The following is a 17740-nucleotide window of genomic DNA, read 5'->3' as shown; positions in this document are numbered from 1 at the left end:
CGGCTATGTAGCAGTTACTCACGATGGCGAACTGCTGGTCAGCGACAAGGCCCTGGAGTCCACCGTGGTCAAGACGTTCGTCGTGGCGCGCTTGGCCAACCGCCGCACGACGTGGCGGACCAGCTCCCGCAAACTTCGGGTTCGAAGTTCGAGTCCCTGGCGGCCCACTAGGTAACGCTGATCAAAGTCGGCACGTAGCTCAAGATCGCTTGAGCTTCCTGCCTGCTGCCGCGATTATCGTAGTTGTGAATATCCAGCCAGCTGCGATAAGTAAGTACACTACTGCTTTAGACCACCCCGTGGCGTCCCAGGCGTTCTTGTGCCCCAGGTTGACTACCGGAATTAGCAAATCGAGGCTGTAGGTCCAAGGATCCCAGGTTAGACTGTCATTTGGCCTTACGGAGCATAGTCCGTCTTTGGTGACACCTACTCTAATGCATGAATCGACTCCAAATATGAACCAAGTAGAACCAAGAATCCAAAGGGCCGATAGCACAGCGAAAGCCCGAAGCGGTCGGTAGCCGTATCCGATGGCAAAGTCTTGGATTTTACCCCATACGCGCAGAGGCAGATTCCCGTCCTCGTATGAGCGGCGCGTAGCTGCGAATGCGATTCTCCTGGCTTGATCTTCTTGTCCCACGCGTGAATAGCAAGCAGAAAGCTCGCTGTACGGCTGTGCAGAGAACGTCTTAGTCGCCTTGCCGAGCCATTGAAGGCGCTCGTCAACAGTCATTGGCGAGACAATTCGTTCGTACGTCATTCCTTCGATGTTCACCAGGTCTTCTGGCCAGGATTTTAGGTCATCATGCATTGTCTTGATACGTGCCGACCTCAGGTCTACTCCTTGCCGAGGCCTGGTCTTTAGTGTGAACTGGGCGGAAGTTGCCGTAAGTCCGACAGCCGATAGCGCCAGCGCACAATCGGTATCTAGTTGTGCGCCGTTCAAAGATAGAGACCGATCTATCGACGCTGAGTCCATACGGATCTGCTGACTAAATCTGCAGCCAGCGAAGTCGACGTCGCCTGACACTCTGGCCCCCGACATCTGAAGACTGATGCCAAGCCACTCTTTTCCAGCTTTAGGATCCTTGGGCGACCCTTTGTGGTGCTCGCTTCGCGGAATCCCGCGAAGGTTGGAATCGAGCATTTTTACATCACCGTTTATGACGGCATCAGAAAGATCCAGGGAGCCTACAATGTCGGTTCCATTTGCGATGAAGCTGCCGGTAACTGAAATTCTCGATGCAACCACGGCACGCTTTCCTGGGACGTTGATTTTGGAGTTAATTATCTCAACATCGGTCGCGACCGTGGCGTCACTCAATAGTATTGAGGAGTTGCTAGAAAAGTTCTTGCTCATCGATATCCTCCCGAAGGAGGTGCGCGCGGCACTGAGAGCGTATTTCTTCTCTCCAGTCATACGGGTGCCATCAAGTAGAAAATCTCCAGCGATCTTTGACTCAGCGATTGTCACTCCGCCATCAATCTCAGCCTCAGTGCAGATAAAGTCGCCGCCGACGTTGATGCTATACGCGATCACCGTCGCTCGGTCAGACTGCGCGCTGGCGAGCTTGCTTTTTGAAAGGCTAACCGCACAATCAATTGAAGAGCCATGAAGATCGCAAATCCCAGAAATCTCAACCTCAGACATAAGGAGCGAGCCACGTACGACGAGGTGGTCAGCGTTGAACGCTCGTTCCTTCGGGTTGATCAGTTTCGAGCCGATTAACGCCAGCTGACAGCCAATCTTTGCGTGATGAATCGACAAGCAGCCTAAAAATTCGCAGTCTTTGGCGAAGAAACCCAACCTGCAGTCAACGTGATCGACGTCTAGCACTGTTTTTCCGGGATTGCTGAGCTTGGCGCCAGTTAGAGATATTTGTCCGCCGACTGTCGCGCCTTTTAAAGAGACCAATCCAGCAGAGATGAACCCGTCACCTAGATGGATGTCCCCTTCTACCTTGCTTAGTGATGCAAGTACGGCCCCGTCCGTTCCCTTGTCGTCGATCTTGGTACCACACAGGCAAATGTCGCCGCCTATCTCGCTTCGACGAAGGTCAACTGTCATGGAAATATCTGCATTATGGAGGTGTACATCGTGCGCCACCTTCATGTCGCACATCGATATGCGCGACTTTTTATCAGAGCTATGGGCCGTGATCTTGCACGCTTTTACCTCGCTCGCGACGGCGCCAGTCAAGGTAATTTCGCCGACGACCTTTGAGTTCATGAGCCAAATAGGTCCTGCGCAGGCTACTCGTGATGCCTGAAGCCCCGGAAGAAAGCACGAGTTGAATCCGATGAACTCGATCTGTGCGTCGTTCAGGAACGGAGCATTGTCAAAGCTGCACCCTCTAAAAGCGAACGCCACCGCTTTGCTGCAGCCTAGATCCAGCTGGCCACTGACGCGTGCACCGTAAAGACGTAGGCGCTGCGGACTGCCGTCCTCTACTTTTGGGCCTGAAAGTAGAAGATGGGATACAGCTTCTGCGCGAACGGTGCGCTCAGGGCCCCATGCGCTCCCATCGGAGGGATCGTTTCGATTTGGATTGGAATCGGATAGATCCAGTTCGATACCTCTAATAAAAGAATTCCAAAGAAGACGCTCTGGATCGGTCCAACCAGGTGGTGCTTCTTCGGGAGTGGTCATGCCGTTGGCCTCCGATGCTGCCGCAGTCTTTGATGGAAGGTCGCAAGATAGGACGTCAACGTTACATCGGCGCACGAACCGTAAGCGATCAACGGATTTATATTCCAGCGGAAAGGTCGGCTTATGCCTGGAAGTAATCATCTATGGAGGTGACAGCTCAGATCTTCAGGCGACGACCCGCGCGGATCATTGAGTTTCTGTTTGACCGTTACTGCTAGCGGATGCTTACGGGACACGAGCCGATTCGACTGATAGACATGCAGGTCAACCACATGGAAGCTCGTGTTCTGAATGCCGCACGATGACACTGCGGATGCTGTCAAAATCACTATGCATCAGGTAGATAGACCAATCACCCGCCGACAAGACGGCTGCCTGTAGTTGTGTTGTCACCGAACCTGTAGCCAATACGGCGCTTCACAGCAAGGACTCAGCGAGATGTCGGCCAAGACCTAGCCAGCCGTGCACAGGCGGAACATGTTTGGCGCAACCCAGTCGGCGCTACGCTGACAGGTGACATCCTCGCCGGATGCGGCCCACGGTTGGCCACCGGGGGCATCGGTGGGGACACATCCGGCGATGAGGCGGACCTATGGTGAACTCGGGTTTTCCTGCCCCTGCGCACACCACGATCGGGCAGCGCATCAGGTGGGCGCGAGAACGTGCCGGCATGTCGCGCCCCGTCCTCGGTGGTCTGGTCGACAGGAGCGCAGAGTGGGTCAAGGCTGTCGAAAACGGTCGGCTGCAAGCACCGCGCCTGGCGATGCTGCTCCGCATCGCGCACGCGCTCGGTGTGCAGGACCTAGCTGACCTCACCGGCAACGGCCATGCCGTGCCAGTCTCCGTGTTCGCTGGAGAGAAGCACGTAGCGCTAGCCGCGGTACAGGCCGCGCTGACCGACTACCACCTGACCAGCGATGCCCGCCCGCCGAACGTCGCGCACCTTGCGGTGCGCCTGGACCAGGCGTGGCAGGTGCGGCACGCAAGCCCCGATCACCGCACCCAACTCGGCCTGCTCCTCCCCGACCTGATCCGGGATGCTCAACGCGCAGTGCGCGTTATCCGCGGCGAGGAACGCCGTGACGCACGCCGCGTGCTCGCCGGGGTGTACCGGCTCGCCGACTTCTTCTGCGCGTACCAGCCGGCCGCGGAACTGGTGTGGCTCGTCGCAGACCGGGCGATGAACGAGGCGCTGGAAGCTGACGACCCACTTGCGATCGCCGGAGGCGCGTGGGCGAAAGTCCAGGCTCTGCGCGACGTCGGCCGTTGGGATGAGGCCCTGGACGTAGCGGCGTTCGGTACACGCGAGCTTGAGCCCTACCTCGATAGCGGCGACGAGTGGCGAGGTATGTGGGGCGCGCTGAAGGTCGAGGTTGCGTACGTCCACGCCCGCCGCGGCCGGCACGGTCAAGCCTGGGAAGCGTGGGAACTTGCAGACCGCATCGCGCAGGAACTCCCGGTCGGTTATCGGCACACGCAGTCCTCGTTCAGCCGTCCCGTGATGTCCGCGCACGCCACGACACTCGGTGTGGAGTTGCGGCGTCCTGCCGAGGCACTGCGTGCGGCTGACCAGATCGACCCGGACACCATCGTCTCGGTACCGCGCCGGGCCCGGCACCTGATCGAAGTCGCCCGTGCCCACGACCAGCATGGCGAGCGGCATGCGGTGTGGGCGCTGCTCAACCACTCGGAGCGCACTGCCTCCGAGACGATCAAGTACAACGGGTTCGCACGGGAGATGTTGATCGGCCTGCGCAGCAACCCACCGGCTGGACTACGGCAGGACGTTCACGACCTGTGCGAGCGAGTCGGTATCGCAGCTTGACCTGATCAGGTGGGGGTACAGGTTGTACCCCTTGGCATGTTGGAGCAGTTCTACGTTCCAAGCATGTGTTCGGTCAGCAATGCTTGTGGCGCAACGGTGGGCGAGGCATGAGCCCGCTCACCGACGCCGAGGCGGTGAAGCTCTTTCCCAGCCTCCAGTACCTGATTCTCATCCGCGAGGCGGACTGGATCTTCCTGCCGGTCGACGATCCCGGCGATCCCAACGCGGTGCTTGACGGTGCCAGGGTCTGGCCGGCCGGTTGGAGGGACTGCATCCGTGTTCGCGACGAGAGCGATGCGCTCGGCCTACGCATCCGCGTCATCACCGGACAGCCCTCCGAGATCGTGTGGGAGCGAAGCGGCACTCTCGCCGATGTCGTCCTAAAACTGCTGGAGCTTCCAGAACCTGGCACCCGACTCGCGCCAACGCTGGTCGTCGGCAAAGCGCAGAAGCTTTGGACGCCGTGACCGGGATGGACCTCACTCAAGCTGGTCGCATAGTCGCGCCCTACGTCACCGCGAGCACAGCCGAGCAGGACTTGAAGTGCAGCCTGGTCGTGCGGCCCGGCGGCCTGGGAATCGGGTACACCCAGGAGCTTCCTGGCGATCGCGACGCTCTCGGCGTCCTGTGGCAGAAAGTCGCTGAGCGGCCGAAGGAAGGCAAACCGGAGTTCGCCAGAGTGCACCCGGCGCGGCAGCGGCGTGCGATGAGCGAGCTTCTGTGTCAGGTGTGCGCGGGGCCTGCCGACCAAACGCCGGACGGTGCACTGTGGCTGCTGCGGGACCATCGAGGGGATTGGCCACGCTGGCCCGAAGGCATGGCTTCCGTGGAGCCGCCTGTTTGTGTGCGGTGCGTCGCGACCTCGCTGCGGCGCTGCCCGTCTCTTCAACGCGGCGCTGTAGCAATCCGGGTTCGAGGCTTCGAGGTTGTGGGTGTGAGAGGAACGCTCTACCGGCCAGGCACGTTCGCGCCGGCTCCGGTCGGGGCCGCTCAACTTGACTACGGCGATCCCAAGGTTCGGTGGATGGTTGCTGTGGCGTTGATCCGCGAACTGCGCGGTTGCAGCGTCGTCCCGTTTGACGAGCTGTGTGACGCGAGATAACCAAGATGGCAAAGGACTTCCGAGCCACGACGCTCGAACGCGCCATAGGGCGACAGCTGGCCGGATGGCGCGATGAACGCGACTTGAGCCTCACCGAGGCCGGCCAGCGTGTGGGCTTCAGCAGCGCCAAGCTGTCCATGATGGAGAACGCCGTGCAGTGCTCACGACCCGTGGACATCATGGCGCTCGGATTCGTCTACAAGGTGCCCACTCCGGAATGGCAGGCCGTGGTGTTGCGCGCGCAGTACGCGGAACGAGCACGCACGCATGGGAGCAACAAGGAACTGAACTTCGATCCGGCGGCGGACTTCGCGAACCTCGTGTCCGACGCGACGGTGCTGCGCGCGTTCACAACAGATCTCGTTCCCGCCGTGTTTCAGGTTCCCGGTTACACGAACGCTGTCATGCAGGACAACGATCCGGTCCGTACTGCGCAGCTGGCAATGGTGCGGGAGGCATGGGCAGCGCGTCTAAGCGACAAGGATCCGCTCGCGGTCCAAGCGGTGTTTCCGGATAGCCTGTTGCGACTGGTGATCGGTGGGCCGCGGGTGATGAGAGCGCAGCTGCTGCACCTCATGGAGATCAGCGAACATCCAACGGCGAGCGTGCTGGTGGTACCGCTCGCTGCCGGGGCCTATCCGGCAATGGGCTCCCCTTTCACGTTGCTCGGGTTCCCCCACCGCCAACACAACGACGTGGCGTATCTGGAGACAGTCATCAAGGGCGAGTACGTCGAGGACCAGGCGGTCACGGAGCGACTGGCACAGCGGTTCGCTGAACTGCAGAAGATCGCGCTAGGCCCTGGCGAGTCGCTGGAACGCATCGCCGAGGCTGCCGCAGAGCTGTAGTTCAACCACAGCCTGGTATGTCACTGAAGCCGCCATCATGAGCACACACGCCGTTGATCTTTGTCGAGCTTCAGGTGAAGGTTGACGATTCGGCTTCACCTGAGACTTGACACCAGACCTAGGCAATCCCGGTACAGCAGCAGCTTCTCCTGGCAAGCGTCGATCACGGCTACGGTGGTACGTGCGACAAGCGACGATATTCGGGGAGCCATGGAGATCCAAGCGCGGAGCAGGTACGACATCGTTCACTGCCTGGTGATCGGCCATGCTCGGTACGGGATCTTGATTGAATCTGAGGACAGCGAGCTTGGCTTTGTGGACAGTTCGTACATCACAGACCAGCCGGGCGAGCCGTGGCCTGAGGTAGGACAACGGTTGCGCTGCATGGTTTTGGGCTATGCGAAGGATGGCCGGCTCCGTGTAGCGGCAACACCGTTATGCGTCGAGATGGTGGCCGCGTCAGACGATCCTGCCGCCGCTGTGGAGCGGTGGAGCGTGCTGGCTGGGCGGGGACGACAAAGCGAGTGAGGCACAGGATTGGCCGCCCGCTGTCGCGCTGACGTGGGCCTGGAGGTCGAGTCGCCAGAGAGGCGATGTTCGGCGATCAAACCTGTGGCCAGCGGTGTCAAGCATCAGGTGAAGCCAATGTGTCAAGCATCAGCCGAAACACGACACACGCCGTTGATCTTGGGGTGTTCAGAGTTTCTTTTCGTCATCAAGGCGGCCCCTGCGGGCCGCTGGTCGTTCGTGTCTGCATCCGTCGCGGAGTTCATGTTGTTCGACGCCTCCAAGCGGGCCTAGCGGCCCGCGTCGGTGTCGGCGAGGCAACCGGGCCGTCCGCGACGAACGAGGCCACGACCAGCAACCCCCACAGGGAACCGCGAGGCACCGGAAGCCGCGGAACATCATCCCGACGCGCCCATCAACGGCCATAGTCAGTCGCTGCTCGTCAGGACTGGGCAGTACGTCGGTGTTTCAGCACCGATGCCCACAGAGCTAGATCGGGACGACGCTCGGATGCACATCGCGTTGGGGCGAGCGCCAACGGGTCAACTTGCCAAGCTGGTCAGGGCGCTCGGCTGCCGCACCTGTGGACAGCTCGCAGCCTTGCCGACATCGACCAGCACACAGGCTTGCCCTCGCAAGCCTTGCTGCCGAAGTGCTCCGTCCGGGCTACCGCAGAGGCAAGACCAGCATGATTGCCCCATAATGTCAGTGTGTAGGACAGTTAGATGGTGGACTGAGTACCGACCCGAGGGAGGCGACACACGTGACCAAAGTTGTCGATGTGACACGTGAGCAGCTGCTTGAGCGGCGAGAAGCCATCCTGAAGCGGCACGACACGAATCTTGAAACCCTCTCTGAAAAGGCAGCCAATTTTGAGCTCGCCGGTGAAGAGTGGGAGGCCTGGGACAGTCTCCAGGAAATCGCTTTCCTGCTAGGGGACAAGTGACCGACGATAGAGACGAACTCGAAGGCGCCGACGCAGACGATCTTGAGGGCAAGGTAAATGTCTTTGCCGAAGAAATATCCACTCTGCTGAACGCCGTCTTCGATGACGTTCCGTCAATCCTCGTTGAGCGACACCAAACCAAACGCGTTGTTCGCACTGAGTCTCCAGTGCCACTGCGCGGCAGCAACGGTGCAGAGCTGGGCAACCTTGACATCTCCTTGTGGTGTCAGATTGACGCCACAAAGAAGTATCTCGCAGTGTTCAAATCGTACGTGAAACTGGGATCTAGCGTCGATCGAATCCCGCTTATTCGCTGGGAATATGAGCGTGATGCCCACAGTAAGCCATGTGCGCACATTCAGGTGCACGCACATCGTGGCGCCCTTTCTCATCTTTTATCAAAAACCGGACATTCAACGCCTCACAGCATGGAATCACTTCATTTGCCTGTAGGTGGCGCGCGATTCAGGCCAGCTCTTGAAGACCTCATAGAGTTCTTGATCCGAGATTGCAAGCTGAGCGCGAAGCCAGGTTGGCGAGATGCCGTCCTAGAGGGTCGTGAGCGGTGGCGGCGCTACCAAGCGCGGACCGTGGTTCGTGACATGGCGGCTGAGGCAGCTGACGTTCTCAGGGGGTTGGGCTACACCGTCCTGCCGCCCCCTGATGGAGATCGTCCCGACTCCCTCAAGGCCCTGCAAGGCTGGTGAGATCAACTTCCCCCGTTTGTCCCTCGTTTTTATGGGCGCCAAACGTCCGCAAGAGCAACCACACGTATCAAGGGGCCGTCCCAGTGCATACTCCGGACATGCCGAAAAGTCCCCTTGACACGCGCGGTTGGGCGGAGCCGGGTCGGCGGGATAGGTGCGAGGCCCCTCTGATTAGAGAAAGCCTGGCTCAAATCAAGCCCTAGTTCACTGCTCGAAGAAGTCGATTCTTCCTGGTGGTGAATTCATCCATGAACTGAGTGCGCTTCATCCCGAGAACCTTCGCAAGTTCATCGGGTGTATAGTCATGATCATCGAGATGAACTTGAACTATGTCATTTAGCACAGTCGGATCTTCCCTTGGAACCGGGAAGGGTTCCGCTGAAAGGTATCCAAGCTTGTTCATGTAGGCATGAAGACTTCTGCACCTTGCCTGCGTAATGATACCAAGATGCTCAGCGCGTATAATAAGTGACTGCATCGAGACTTTCCAATACGGCTTGAGCACGGCCGCGCGCTTGAGATCTATGCTTCTTAGGTCACTGGCAACTTCAGCGGCAGGCATTAGGAATTCTTCCGCAAACCGGTCCGCTTCGCGCTCTGCGTCATCACGCGGCGGCTCCCCTTCGTGCATGACCATATGCCCCAACTCATGCGCGAGGACAAATCGCTGCTGCTCAGGGGTTAGTGTTGCATTAACCACGAATAGCGCAGGTGAGCCAGGGTGCCATACGCTAATCGCATTAATTCTGTGCGTTTTAAAGTCGTGTCGAACAATGACGCCACCAGCGCATTCGATGGCGTTGACAACGTTGCCCACTGGACCGATTGGAATCCGCCAGGCAGCACGAAGTCTCTTAGCGGCTTCCTCGGGTCCACCAATTCCGTCAGGATCAAGGTGAGGGATGGTCATCGCGACATCTACCTCAATACCCTGAGAGAGTCGCTGCACACGCATACGCAGAAAGTTGACTTGTGCCTGAATTTGTCGCAGTGTTTTCTGACTCAAGCTCTGTTGCTTACGATGGAAGAAACTTGCACTTCCAAACCCATGGACGTCATCAGGCCAGCTCAGAAGGTCGACTGTTACTCCAAGGCGATCTGCAATACGCCTTGCTTCGTCCGCCGTCAGTTCCTTCGTCCCGTTCTCAGCCTTGCTGATGTTCGACTGAGCGATACCGCAGGCTTCCCCCAGCTCCTTCTGAGTAAGACCCTGCGCATCCCGTGCCACGGTCAGCATGCGCGGGTTCATGTCACGCTCCTTCGATGTCCTTCTTGCGCCGGGTGCTACGCACACGAGGCTTGGCGGAGGTCGGATCTCCGGCAGGGCCGGAGTGAACCGTTGCAGTATGTCCGGTGGCCACGCTTGAGATCTCGATGGGAGCCCAGTAGTGATCCCCATCAACCAGACAGGTGACAGCCACCTTCTCGATGCCGGCCGCCAGCTCATCGAGCAGGTAGCCAGCAACAAGGTGAGTAACCGGCTGAACCGAGGTTTCCGGCAGCTCAAGCTGGTGCGTCTCAAACGCTGCCGTCTGCTGGTTCCAGTTGCCGGACGTCTTCAGCGACTTGCCGCGGAACTTCTTGAAGCGGATGACGACACGGTCGTGGAAGCACACCACCAACAAGCCACGCTTGTCCTTGATCTTCACCCCAGGGACCCCAAGGAACTTCTTGATCACCTCGGCCCTGATGAAGTCGTGCAGCGCCATCGCCCGCGTCAGCGCTGAGACATCGGCGGGCGAACCCTTCACGTTCGGAAGCCACTCCTGCCAGCGCTCCCAGGCCGTGAGGAAGCACTGATTGAGCACCTCAGCATGCGCCGACAGCGTCGATTCACACTCGTCGCGCGTCAGCAGGGTCGGTTCGGTCACGGACGCATCGTGACAGGTTGCAGAACACCTGTCAATTATTCAGCTTCCGATTCGTTCCGGTCGTCTACTAGCTCATATTACCTGTTCAGGGTCGCTATGCGTCCCTTCGTCATCGACACCATGAGCTTGCCGGTTGACGCGCAAGACCCGAAGTGTCAGGAGATCTCCACTGCTTTGGGGTGAGTATGCCGACGACGGATGAGTCGCCCGTACTGTCCGCGTGCTGTGAGCTCTGGCCGGTCCGGTATGCCACAGCCGCACCCGACTAACCTCCCGCGCAGGGCAGGGCCTGCACGTGCACTGCCGCAACGGGTTCCCAGGCTGTTGACGCGGGACAGTCACGGGACGATGACTAGCCTGTCGTGCGTATCCGCAGGTCAACGGCCAGACTGCTTGCGTTCCAAACGCCACGATGGAACTTCAGAGCAAGTCACCTACGTCGAGGCCTGGTAGCTAGCGACCTATCTGTGCGGCTTCCGTTAGAAGAAGTCAGCGGCGGCGGAGCAGTTCGTCCATCGCGTCTGCGGCAACCACGCACCTGAAGCCCGTGTCGTCGTCCTTCATGGTTGCGTTCGCGTCGTTGAAGGACGACGGAGTTGACCGGTTGAACGGGCTCGTCCAGGCGCCGCCCTTGAGTTCGTGGCGACCTGGCTTCGTCTCGGTGGAGCACCACTCCCAGACGTTTCCGCACATGTCGTACACGCCGTACGGGCTCACGCCACTCTGGTAGCAGTCACGTGGCGTGGTCAGTCCGACGCCGTTTTCGCGCACGTTGCACTTGGCCGGCGTCGGCTGGTCACCCCACGGGTAGACCGTGCCGCGCGTTCCCCGAGCAGCCTTTTCCCACTGCTGGCCTGTCGGCAGCGACTTCCCCGCCCAGGCGGCGTAGGCACTCGCGTCGTTCCACGTCACGAAGACCACTGGGTGGTCTCGGGTCTCGGCAGGGCACCAGCCGTCAGGCCAGTGATCCGGGGCCTGATGTCCAGTCGCAGCAACAAACCGCGCGTAGTCCTCATTGGACACAGGGAACACGTCGATGTAGTAGCCAGGTATCCAGGCAGGGGTGTTGCTGGGGCCGCTGAGAAAGACGCTTCCCTCAACCATGAGCATCGCGCTGCCGTCGGTCGGGTGGTGGACCTGGCCGCTCCCGATTGGCTCGACCTGTACGTCCTGCTCCCCTGCCCGAACCACGGAGTCGCCCACCAGGAAGGTGAAGCGCGCGTGCGTGTCAGGGTCGCTGCGGGTCAAGCACGTGTCCAGCGCCGCCTGGTTCACGGGCCGCGGCTGGATGTTCTCGCGGCCGGCCTCCCACTTCGAGACCATGCGCTCACTCACACCGAGATGAGCTGCAAACTCTCGAAGGCTCATGCGCATTGCATCGCGTAGGGCGCGAACTTCCACGCCGGTCCAGCGTTGCACGGTCGGCATTGCACACTCCCCCTTGGAGACCCTCCAAGGGAGCCTAGCGGGCCGAAAGCGCTGCCTATACCGGTTCCGCCGGAATGTCGGCATACAGCTCCCTCAGCTCCTTCAGAACGGGGTGAGTCTCCGAAGACCACTCCGTCGAGTCGATCGATGACACTGCTCGAACGCCGGTTGCGGCGTTGGTCGCGAAGGCCGCGTCCATGCTCGGAAGGTCCGAAAGCGTCAGAGGTTCTGTCACGATCTGCTCGTCCAATTCCTGGTGAAGCAGCGTCATAGTGATGCCTGCGAGGTACGCGGAACGCGGCCAAATGACGTGACCGTCGCGAACAAATCCGATGTTCGAGGTGGCAACCTCAGAAATGGTGCCGTCAGGATTGAGAAAAAGGACATCGTCGTAACCGTCTCGCTGTGCAGCCCGACGGCGCTGCATGGTTCCCCAAAGACCGACATGCTTCACAGACGGCATGTCGCGTTGATACGCAGCCGCCTGAAGCCGCCACGGCGCCGGAGATCCACTTCCCGCCGAGCGGTGCGTGACGAGCACATGAGGGTTCGAGTCGTGCCCGATGGTCCCCAGATCCAAAGCAGGATCGAAGACCGTTACACGCACGACCACACGGCCACCTGCGTGTTCACCGAGCGCCTTCCGCACGTAGCCGCGGACCTGCTCGGTGTCGAGGTCTTGATCAAAAAGCTGCAGGCAGTCGCGGGACAGCCGAGCCATGTGCAACGACAGTCCCCGCACTTCGCCGTTTTCCACCAGCATTGAGGTGAAGTGCCCGTAGTTCGTGAGGGCAAGCGCCTTCATCTGATCGAGGGTGGCGGGGACGCCATTCAGGTCCATGCACCCAGGCTGCCACCCCGTAGGCGGATTCAAAAGGTGAGCGCGCCGAAGTTCGGTGAAAGTTCAGTGCGGGAAGTTCAGCGGAAGTTCGGCATTGAGGTACTACTCGGGCAGTTCTCGTGTGACGCGGATCGCATCAAGCTTGGTGCAGAACGAACCGCCACCGAGAACGGAGCACCGAGATGGCTAGGAAACAGACGATGATGCCGCTTCCCACTGGAGGCGGAACCGGACGGCGCGCAGTGCTCACCTTGGCGGCCCTGGTCGTGCTCGCCTTGGTGATTCGGGACCCAGCCGGCGCAGCGGTCATCGCTCGCCAGTTGGCAACGTGGGGCGGAGCAGTGCTGGACGGCCTGGTCGCCTTCTTCCGCGCGCTGTCCTGATGTCCAGGGTCAGCGGTTCAGCTCTTCGACATGCGGGCGACCTTCGCGCTCAAGCCTTCGAGGCCGGCGCGCAGCTCCGCAACCTCGCCTCGGAGAGCTTGAACCTCGTCGTGCAGGTCTCGCGACGCATCGTCACTTGGCACCGGTCGGCCGGCGGCGACGTCTCCAAGGTGATCAGCCTTCCAGCCGAGCGCCGTGGACACGGCCGCAAGCGTGGTCGCGGACCGCGATGCATCCGCTCCCTGCTGCATCAGGCGGAGCGTCGCCGTACTCACCTTCGAGCGCTCTGACAGCTCCTTCTGCGAGAGCCCGAGTTGCTCCATTCGGGTGTTAATCGCGTCGGCCACGGCCTGCCAATCCTTCGCCATCCGAACCCCCGCCTAGCGCCAGTACCAGCGCAAATTCTAGCGCAGCACATCCGAAATCCGCACTAAGCGGCCTCATCATGTCCAGGTGATCGCTTGTTCTAGCGCTTGTTCTAGCGCTAGCGTTGGCGCATCACCTTCGAAAGGAACCCGGTGAACACCACCAGCAACTACCCCGATGGCATCACCGCCGAGGCTGTCACCAGCATCGTCAAGGAGCTGTCCGACGAGATCGGCTCTTCCTTCGCCCCGACCGCAGCACTGATGGACGGTTCGGCGGTTGCCCGGCGAAACGCCCGGATGTTGGCGCGTGCCGCTGCGGGGGTCTCGCCGAAGTACGGCATCTCGCTGGCGCAGGCCGTGCAGGAAGCAACGACGCCGATTCGGGCCGTTCCGACCGCCACGACGCCGACGCCCGTGCGCGGCAAGAAGCACAAGGACCGCCGGACTCGCCGCAAGGAACTGCGGGGCCAGGCCATCAACCGAGGCACCGGAACCGAGGCCGCCTAGTTGCCCCGGACCGGCGGACTCCCGCCAAGAAGTCACCGCCGGTCCGGGTTCTCGCACCACCATCCGATCTTGCAACCAGAAGGGGCACCCAAGTGTCCACCACGATCAACGCCCGGTCTTCGGGCTCCGAACCCACGATCTGCGAGCTTCTCACCACCTGGCAGGAGACGGCGCCACCGATGACCGCCCCGGACATCGAAGCCGCCGCCTGGTTCGAGCGGTCCGTCCACCTGCTCGCACCGATCACGGGGAACCCGGCGCACCCGCAGCACGCCGAGGCGTGTGCGCTCGCCGCAGAGAACTCCCACGACGCGCTCGCGCTGCGCGAGTCCGCACGTTCGAAGGGAGCGATGCGCTGATGGACGAGCCGATGTTGTTGCTGCTGCTGGGTTCTGGCGTCGCGTTCGTGTTCGCCGTGCTGCTGTGGAAGCTGTTGATCACCACGCTCGGCATCGCCTCCATGCAGTGGGCCGTGATCACGGGCCTTCCTGACGAGCCCGTGGCGCAGGTTCTGGCCTTCGGTATTCCCGCGCTGCTGGCCGCGTTCGCACTCCTCTACGTCCCGCGCATCGCCGCCCGTGGCACGGCGCACTCAATCACTCGCGTTCGCCTGAAGGGAGTTCGCCGATGACCAGCGCTTACCCCGTGCGCCTGGAGGAGCTGATCCCGCGAGTGCGCACGCTGGCGGAGGAGTCCGGAGAGAAGCCGTCCATCCGCAGCGTGGCGGGGACGTTCAACGTCGGCGCGAAGAAAGCACGTGCCGCGCTCGTCGCGCTCGGCTACATCGGCAGCAGCGAGCACGGTGCGACGAGCGAACGCCGGTTGCAGTCTGTCCCCGCAGTTGCAGACGTGGTCGTGAACGCACGAGAAGTCCACGACGACGTAGCGGAGGAGGTTGCAGAGCCGCACGTCACCACGGTCGTAGACGCACCGATGTCGCCCTCGAAGTCTGCGGGCCGCGTGGGCTCGCCACGAGCCCGCTCACAGGTCCGCCGGTGGCCGATCGTCCTCATCGCGCTCGGTGCGTTCGTCTCGATCTGGGGTGGATGGGTCGAGTTGGGCAAGCTCACCGGATTCGGCGAGATCACCCCGCTTCCCGGCATCGCGGACGGCTGGACGATCAACTCCGCGATCACGCTGCCGCTCGGCATGGAGGCCTACGCGGCGCTCGCGTTGCAGGTGTGGTTGTCCGGTCGCACCCGATCTGACAAGGCGCGCTCGTTCGCCAAGTGGTCCGCACTCGGTGCGCTCGTCCTCGGTGCGGGTGGCCAGGTCGCCTACCACCTGATGAAGGCCGCGGGCATGGCCGTTGCTCCGTGGCAGATCACCACCGTCGTGTCGTGCCTGCCCGTGGTCGTCCTCGGGTTCGGTGCGGCGCTGGTTCACCTGATGACCGACAACCCGGAGGAGGTGCGCTCATGAACAGCCCCGACACGCGGCCCGACCGCACCAACGATGCGGGCGCAACCGTCTACGACCTGAACGCTCGCCGGGCGGCAGCCAGCTCCGAACTCGAACCGCAGTACGTGATGGAGGGCGTTCTCCTCACCGACGAGGAGAACGCCGCACTTGACCGCCGCATCGAGCGGGGCGGTGGCATCGCTCGGGTACGGCAGGCTCACGCCACGGTCGTGCGCACCGTGCGGGTGGTGCGTCAGCACGAGCCGACCGTCAAGGCCACTCGGACCGTGCTCAGCAACTCCCTGTACGTCGTTCAGGGCTTCGAGTCCTGGGCACGGCGGCTCTGGGACGCGGGCACGTTCGGTGTGTACCGCCGCCAGATCAAGGCCGCTGAGGCGATGGGTGACCGGGAAGCGTTGCAAGAGTGGACGGAGCGCAAGGAACTCGCGCAGGAACGCCGTCACCGTCGGCTGATGGACCTGCCCGGCATGGCCGCCGGACTCGCCAGGGTCACCGCGGGATCGGTCGCGGCGCTTCTGGTGATGCTGCTGGTGGTCTCGACTCTGGTTCAGGTCACCGACACCGGCCGGTTCCTCGCAGTGTGGGAAGGAGTCCTGAACACGATCGGCTGGATCATCACCGCCGTGACGGTGGTGTGGACACCGTTCGTGCTCAGCCTGCCCGCTCTGGTCTTGCTCGGGGCATGGCGTGAGGGCCGCCGCCAGGGCACGGCTCCGGGCTGGCTGGCCACTGCGGCTGATGCCGATGCGGACGTCACGATCGATGAGACGACGATCGCGCGTGCGTTGGAGGCGCTGCGGATTCCGCAGATCACCGCGTACATCAAGCAGGGCTTGCCGTTGCAGTACATCACTACGGCACGCAAAGACGGGCGCGGAACTCACGCGGTGCTTCGGCTCCCGGCCGGCGTCACCGCCGAGAAGATCGCTCGCCGCCGTGGTGACCTGGCCACCGGTCTGCACCGGCTGTCCAAAGAGGTGTGGCCGACCACGGGCAGCGAAGCCGGAATCCTGGATCTGTGGGTGGCGGACAAGGGCGCGCTTGCCGAAGGAGCTGGCGCATATCCGTTGCTGTACGAAGGAAGCGTTGACATCTTCAAGGGTGTCCCGTTCGGACGGACACTACGCGGCGAGCCGATCACGGCTCCGGTGTTGGAGCGCAACACGATCGGCGGCGGCATGCCCGGCCAGGGCAAGTCATCGGCGGCCCGGTGCGTGATGGCAGGCGCTGCACTGGACCCGACCGCAGAACTTCGGATCTGGGTTCCCGACGCGAACTTCGACTTCGAAGCGTTCAAGCCGCGGTGCTCGCGCTACGTCATGGGTGCCGAGGACGAGAAGATCGCGGAGATCCTCGAACACCTACGAGAGCTGCACGACGAGGTGCAGACCCGCGGTGAACTGCTCATCAAGCACGAAGAACCAGCGGTGACGCGCAAGCTGGCCAGCGCCGGAATTGGCCTGCACCCGATTGTTGCGCTGCTGGAAGAGGCGCACGTGGCGATCCAGCACGCCGTCTACGGAGCCGAAATCGCCCGGCTGCTGGTGGACATCGTCAGGCTCGGGCGGAAGCGCGCCATCCACCTGTTCCTGTCGACGCAGGCACCGACGAAGGACAGCATGCCGCGCGACGTCACCCGCAACTGCTCCAACGGAATCGCCTTCGCCGTCGGTGATCACGTCGCCAACGACGCCCTCCTCGGCCAGGGCGCGTACGCGGCCGGCCACCGGGCAACCGAGCTGATTCCGGGCACTGACAAGGGAACCGCTGTGGTCAAGGGCTTCAGCGGGGAGCGCTCGGAGATCGTGCAGGTCTACTTCCTGGACGTCTCCCGCAACAGCGACCAGGTCACCCCGATCATCACGCGGTCGCTGGCCGCGATCGAGGCGATCGGGCGCGGCCTGCCTGGTACTGCCGTGGCGGCCCCGGCGATCGAGTTCAGCCGCAACCTGCTCGAAGACCTCGACGCGGTGATGGGAGAGGAGCCCATCAGGGTTGCCGACCTGCCCGCGCTCCTGGCGCAGCACGCGCCGCGCTGGACCCTCTACCGATCGCTCACTGGCAAAGCGCTGCGCGACCAGCTCGCCGAACTCGGCGTGAAGGTGCCGTCCACGAAGAACACCTACCCCGTCGATCCTGTGACCGTCCGTGACGCCCTCGCTCGTCAGGCGACGGCTGATCTGGACGACGAGAGCTAGTTCCGAGGTATGCCGGGTTAGGTCGCTGGACGAGACGCAGAACCACTCCGAACACCCCTTGCCAGGCCTCACTGCGCCCGACCTAACCCAGCTAACCAGCTGACTCATCGCAGCTCAGCAACGGTATCGCCCCACCT

At 61.8% G+C, this 17740-nt stretch carries 17 protein-coding genes; 11 read left to right on the top strand and 6 right to left on the bottom strand.

Going from position 1 to position 17740, the window contains the following annotated elements; all coding sequences use genetic code 11:
- Positions 1–199: 199 nt before the first annotated feature.
- Complete coding sequence (locus OG205_RS35730; protein WP_330272300.1) at positions 200–2650, bottom strand: hypothetical protein; 2451 nt, start codon at positions 2648–2650, stop codon at positions 200–202.
- A 592-nt stretch (positions 2651–3242) separates the two neighbouring features.
- On the opposite strand from OG205_RS35730, the gene OG205_RS35725 reads away from it, so the two are divergent.
- The 5 genes from OG205_RS35725 to OG205_RS35705 all read left to right on the top strand — a co-directional run bounded on the left by OG205_RS35725 (position 3243) and on the right by OG205_RS35705 (position 8585).
- The gene (locus OG205_RS35725; RefSeq protein ID WP_330272299.1) at positions 3243–4475 is read left to right on the top strand and encodes a helix-turn-helix domain-containing protein; all 1233 of its coding nucleotides are present in this window, start codon (positions 3243–3245) and stop codon (positions 4473–4475) included.
- 107 nt (positions 4476–4582) lie between these two features.
- The gene (locus OG205_RS35720) at positions 4583–4942 is read left to right on the top strand and encodes a hypothetical protein (protein ID WP_330272298.1); all 360 of its coding nucleotides are present in this window, start codon (positions 4583–4585) and stop codon (positions 4940–4942) included.
- Positions 4943–5582: 640 nt separating this feature from the next.
- Positions 5583–6425, top strand: coding sequence for a helix-turn-helix transcriptional regulator (locus tag OG205_RS35715; RefSeq protein ID WP_330272297.1), 843 nt, complete (start codon positions 5583–5585; stop codon positions 6423–6425).
- A 1270-nt stretch (positions 6426–7695) separates the two neighbouring features.
- Positions 7696–7878 carry a hypothetical protein gene (locus OG205_RS35710; RefSeq protein ID WP_330272296.1) on the top strand — a complete coding sequence of 61 codons (183 nt, stop codon included), beginning with the start codon at positions 7696–7698 and terminating at the stop codon, positions 7876–7878.
- A complete protein-coding gene (locus OG205_RS35705; protein ID WP_330272295.1) occupies positions 7875–8585 on the top strand; it encodes a hypothetical protein in 711 nt (236 codons plus the stop codon). Before OG205_RS35710 ends, OG205_RS35705 begins: the two co-directional genes overlap by 4 nt.
- 199 nt (positions 8586–8784) lie before the next feature.
- On the opposite strand, the gene OG205_RS35700 is transcribed toward OG205_RS35705, so the two are convergent.
- From OG205_RS35700 to OG205_RS35685, 4 genes are all read right to left on the bottom strand, one after another.
- The gene (locus OG205_RS35700) at positions 8785–9834 is read right to left on the bottom strand and encodes a helix-turn-helix domain-containing protein (protein ID WP_330272294.1); all 1050 of its coding nucleotides are present in this window, start codon (positions 9832–9834) and stop codon (positions 8785–8787) included.
- A 1-nt stretch (position 9835) separates the two neighbouring features.
- Positions 9836–10456, bottom strand: a complete 621-nt coding sequence (locus OG205_RS35695) for a hypothetical protein (protein ID WP_330272293.1) — start codon at positions 10454–10456, stop codon at positions 9836–9838.
- A gap of 489 nt (positions 10457–10945) precedes the next feature.
- Entirely contained in the window at positions 10946–11884 is a 939-nt protein-coding gene (locus OG205_RS35690; RefSeq protein ID WP_330272292.1) for an SUMF1/EgtB/PvdO family nonheme iron enzyme, read from the bottom strand.
- A gap of 55 nt (positions 11885–11939) precedes the next feature.
- Entirely contained in the window at positions 11940–12725 is a 786-nt protein-coding gene (locus OG205_RS35685) for an aminotransferase class IV family protein (RefSeq protein WP_330272291.1), read from the bottom strand.
- 182 nt (positions 12726–12907) lie between these two features.
- On the opposite strand from OG205_RS35685, the gene OG205_RS35680 reads away from it, so the two are divergent.
- Positions 12908–13108, top strand: a complete 201-nt coding sequence (locus OG205_RS35680; RefSeq protein ID WP_330272290.1) for a hypothetical protein — start codon at positions 12908–12910, stop codon at positions 13106–13108.
- 17 nt (positions 13109–13125) lie between these two features.
- Here the strand turns inward: OG205_RS35680 and OG205_RS35675 are convergent, their stop codons facing one another.
- Complete coding sequence (locus OG205_RS35675; protein ID WP_330272289.1) at positions 13126–13476, bottom strand: helix-turn-helix domain-containing protein; 351 nt, start codon at positions 13474–13476, stop codon at positions 13126–13128.
- Between the two features lie 150 nt (positions 13477–13626).
- Between OG205_RS35675 and OG205_RS35670 the strand changes: the two genes are divergently transcribed.
- The 5 genes from OG205_RS35670 (at position 13627) to OG205_RS35650 (ending at position 17603) form a co-directional block, all read left to right on the top strand.
- Positions 13627–13983, top strand: coding sequence for a hypothetical protein (locus OG205_RS35670; RefSeq protein WP_330272288.1), 357 nt, complete (start codon positions 13627–13629; stop codon positions 13981–13983).
- Positions 13984–14075: 92 nt separating this feature from the next.
- Positions 14076–14342, top strand: coding sequence for a hypothetical protein (locus tag OG205_RS35665; protein WP_330272287.1), 267 nt, complete (start codon positions 14076–14078; stop codon positions 14340–14342).
- Positions 14342–14614, top strand: a complete 273-nt coding sequence (locus tag OG205_RS35660; RefSeq protein ID WP_330272286.1) for a hypothetical protein — start codon at positions 14342–14344, stop codon at positions 14612–14614. Before OG205_RS35665 ends, OG205_RS35660 begins: the two co-directional genes overlap by 1 nt.
- Positions 14611–15405 (top strand): ABC transporter permease, encoded by a 795-nt coding sequence (locus tag OG205_RS35655; protein ID WP_330272285.1) that lies wholly within the window; start codon positions 14611–14613, stop codon positions 15403–15405. The genes OG205_RS35660 and OG205_RS35655 overlap by 4 nt, the downstream gene beginning before the upstream one ends.
- Positions 15402–17603 (top strand): cell division protein FtsK, encoded by a 2202-nt coding sequence (locus OG205_RS35650; RefSeq protein WP_330272284.1) that lies wholly within the window; start codon positions 15402–15404, stop codon positions 17601–17603. Before OG205_RS35655 ends, OG205_RS35650 begins: the two co-directional genes overlap by 4 nt.
- Positions 17604–17740: the final 137 nt, after the last annotated feature.

Source organism: Lentzea sp. NBC_00516 (assembly GCF_036346835.1).
Lineage (GTDB): Bacteria > Actinomycetota > Actinomycetes > Mycobacteriales > Pseudonocardiaceae > Lentzea > Lentzea sokolovensis.
The sequence above is the reverse complement of the archived record's forward strand: the minus strand, read 5'-3'. Positions and strand labels throughout refer to the sequence as shown.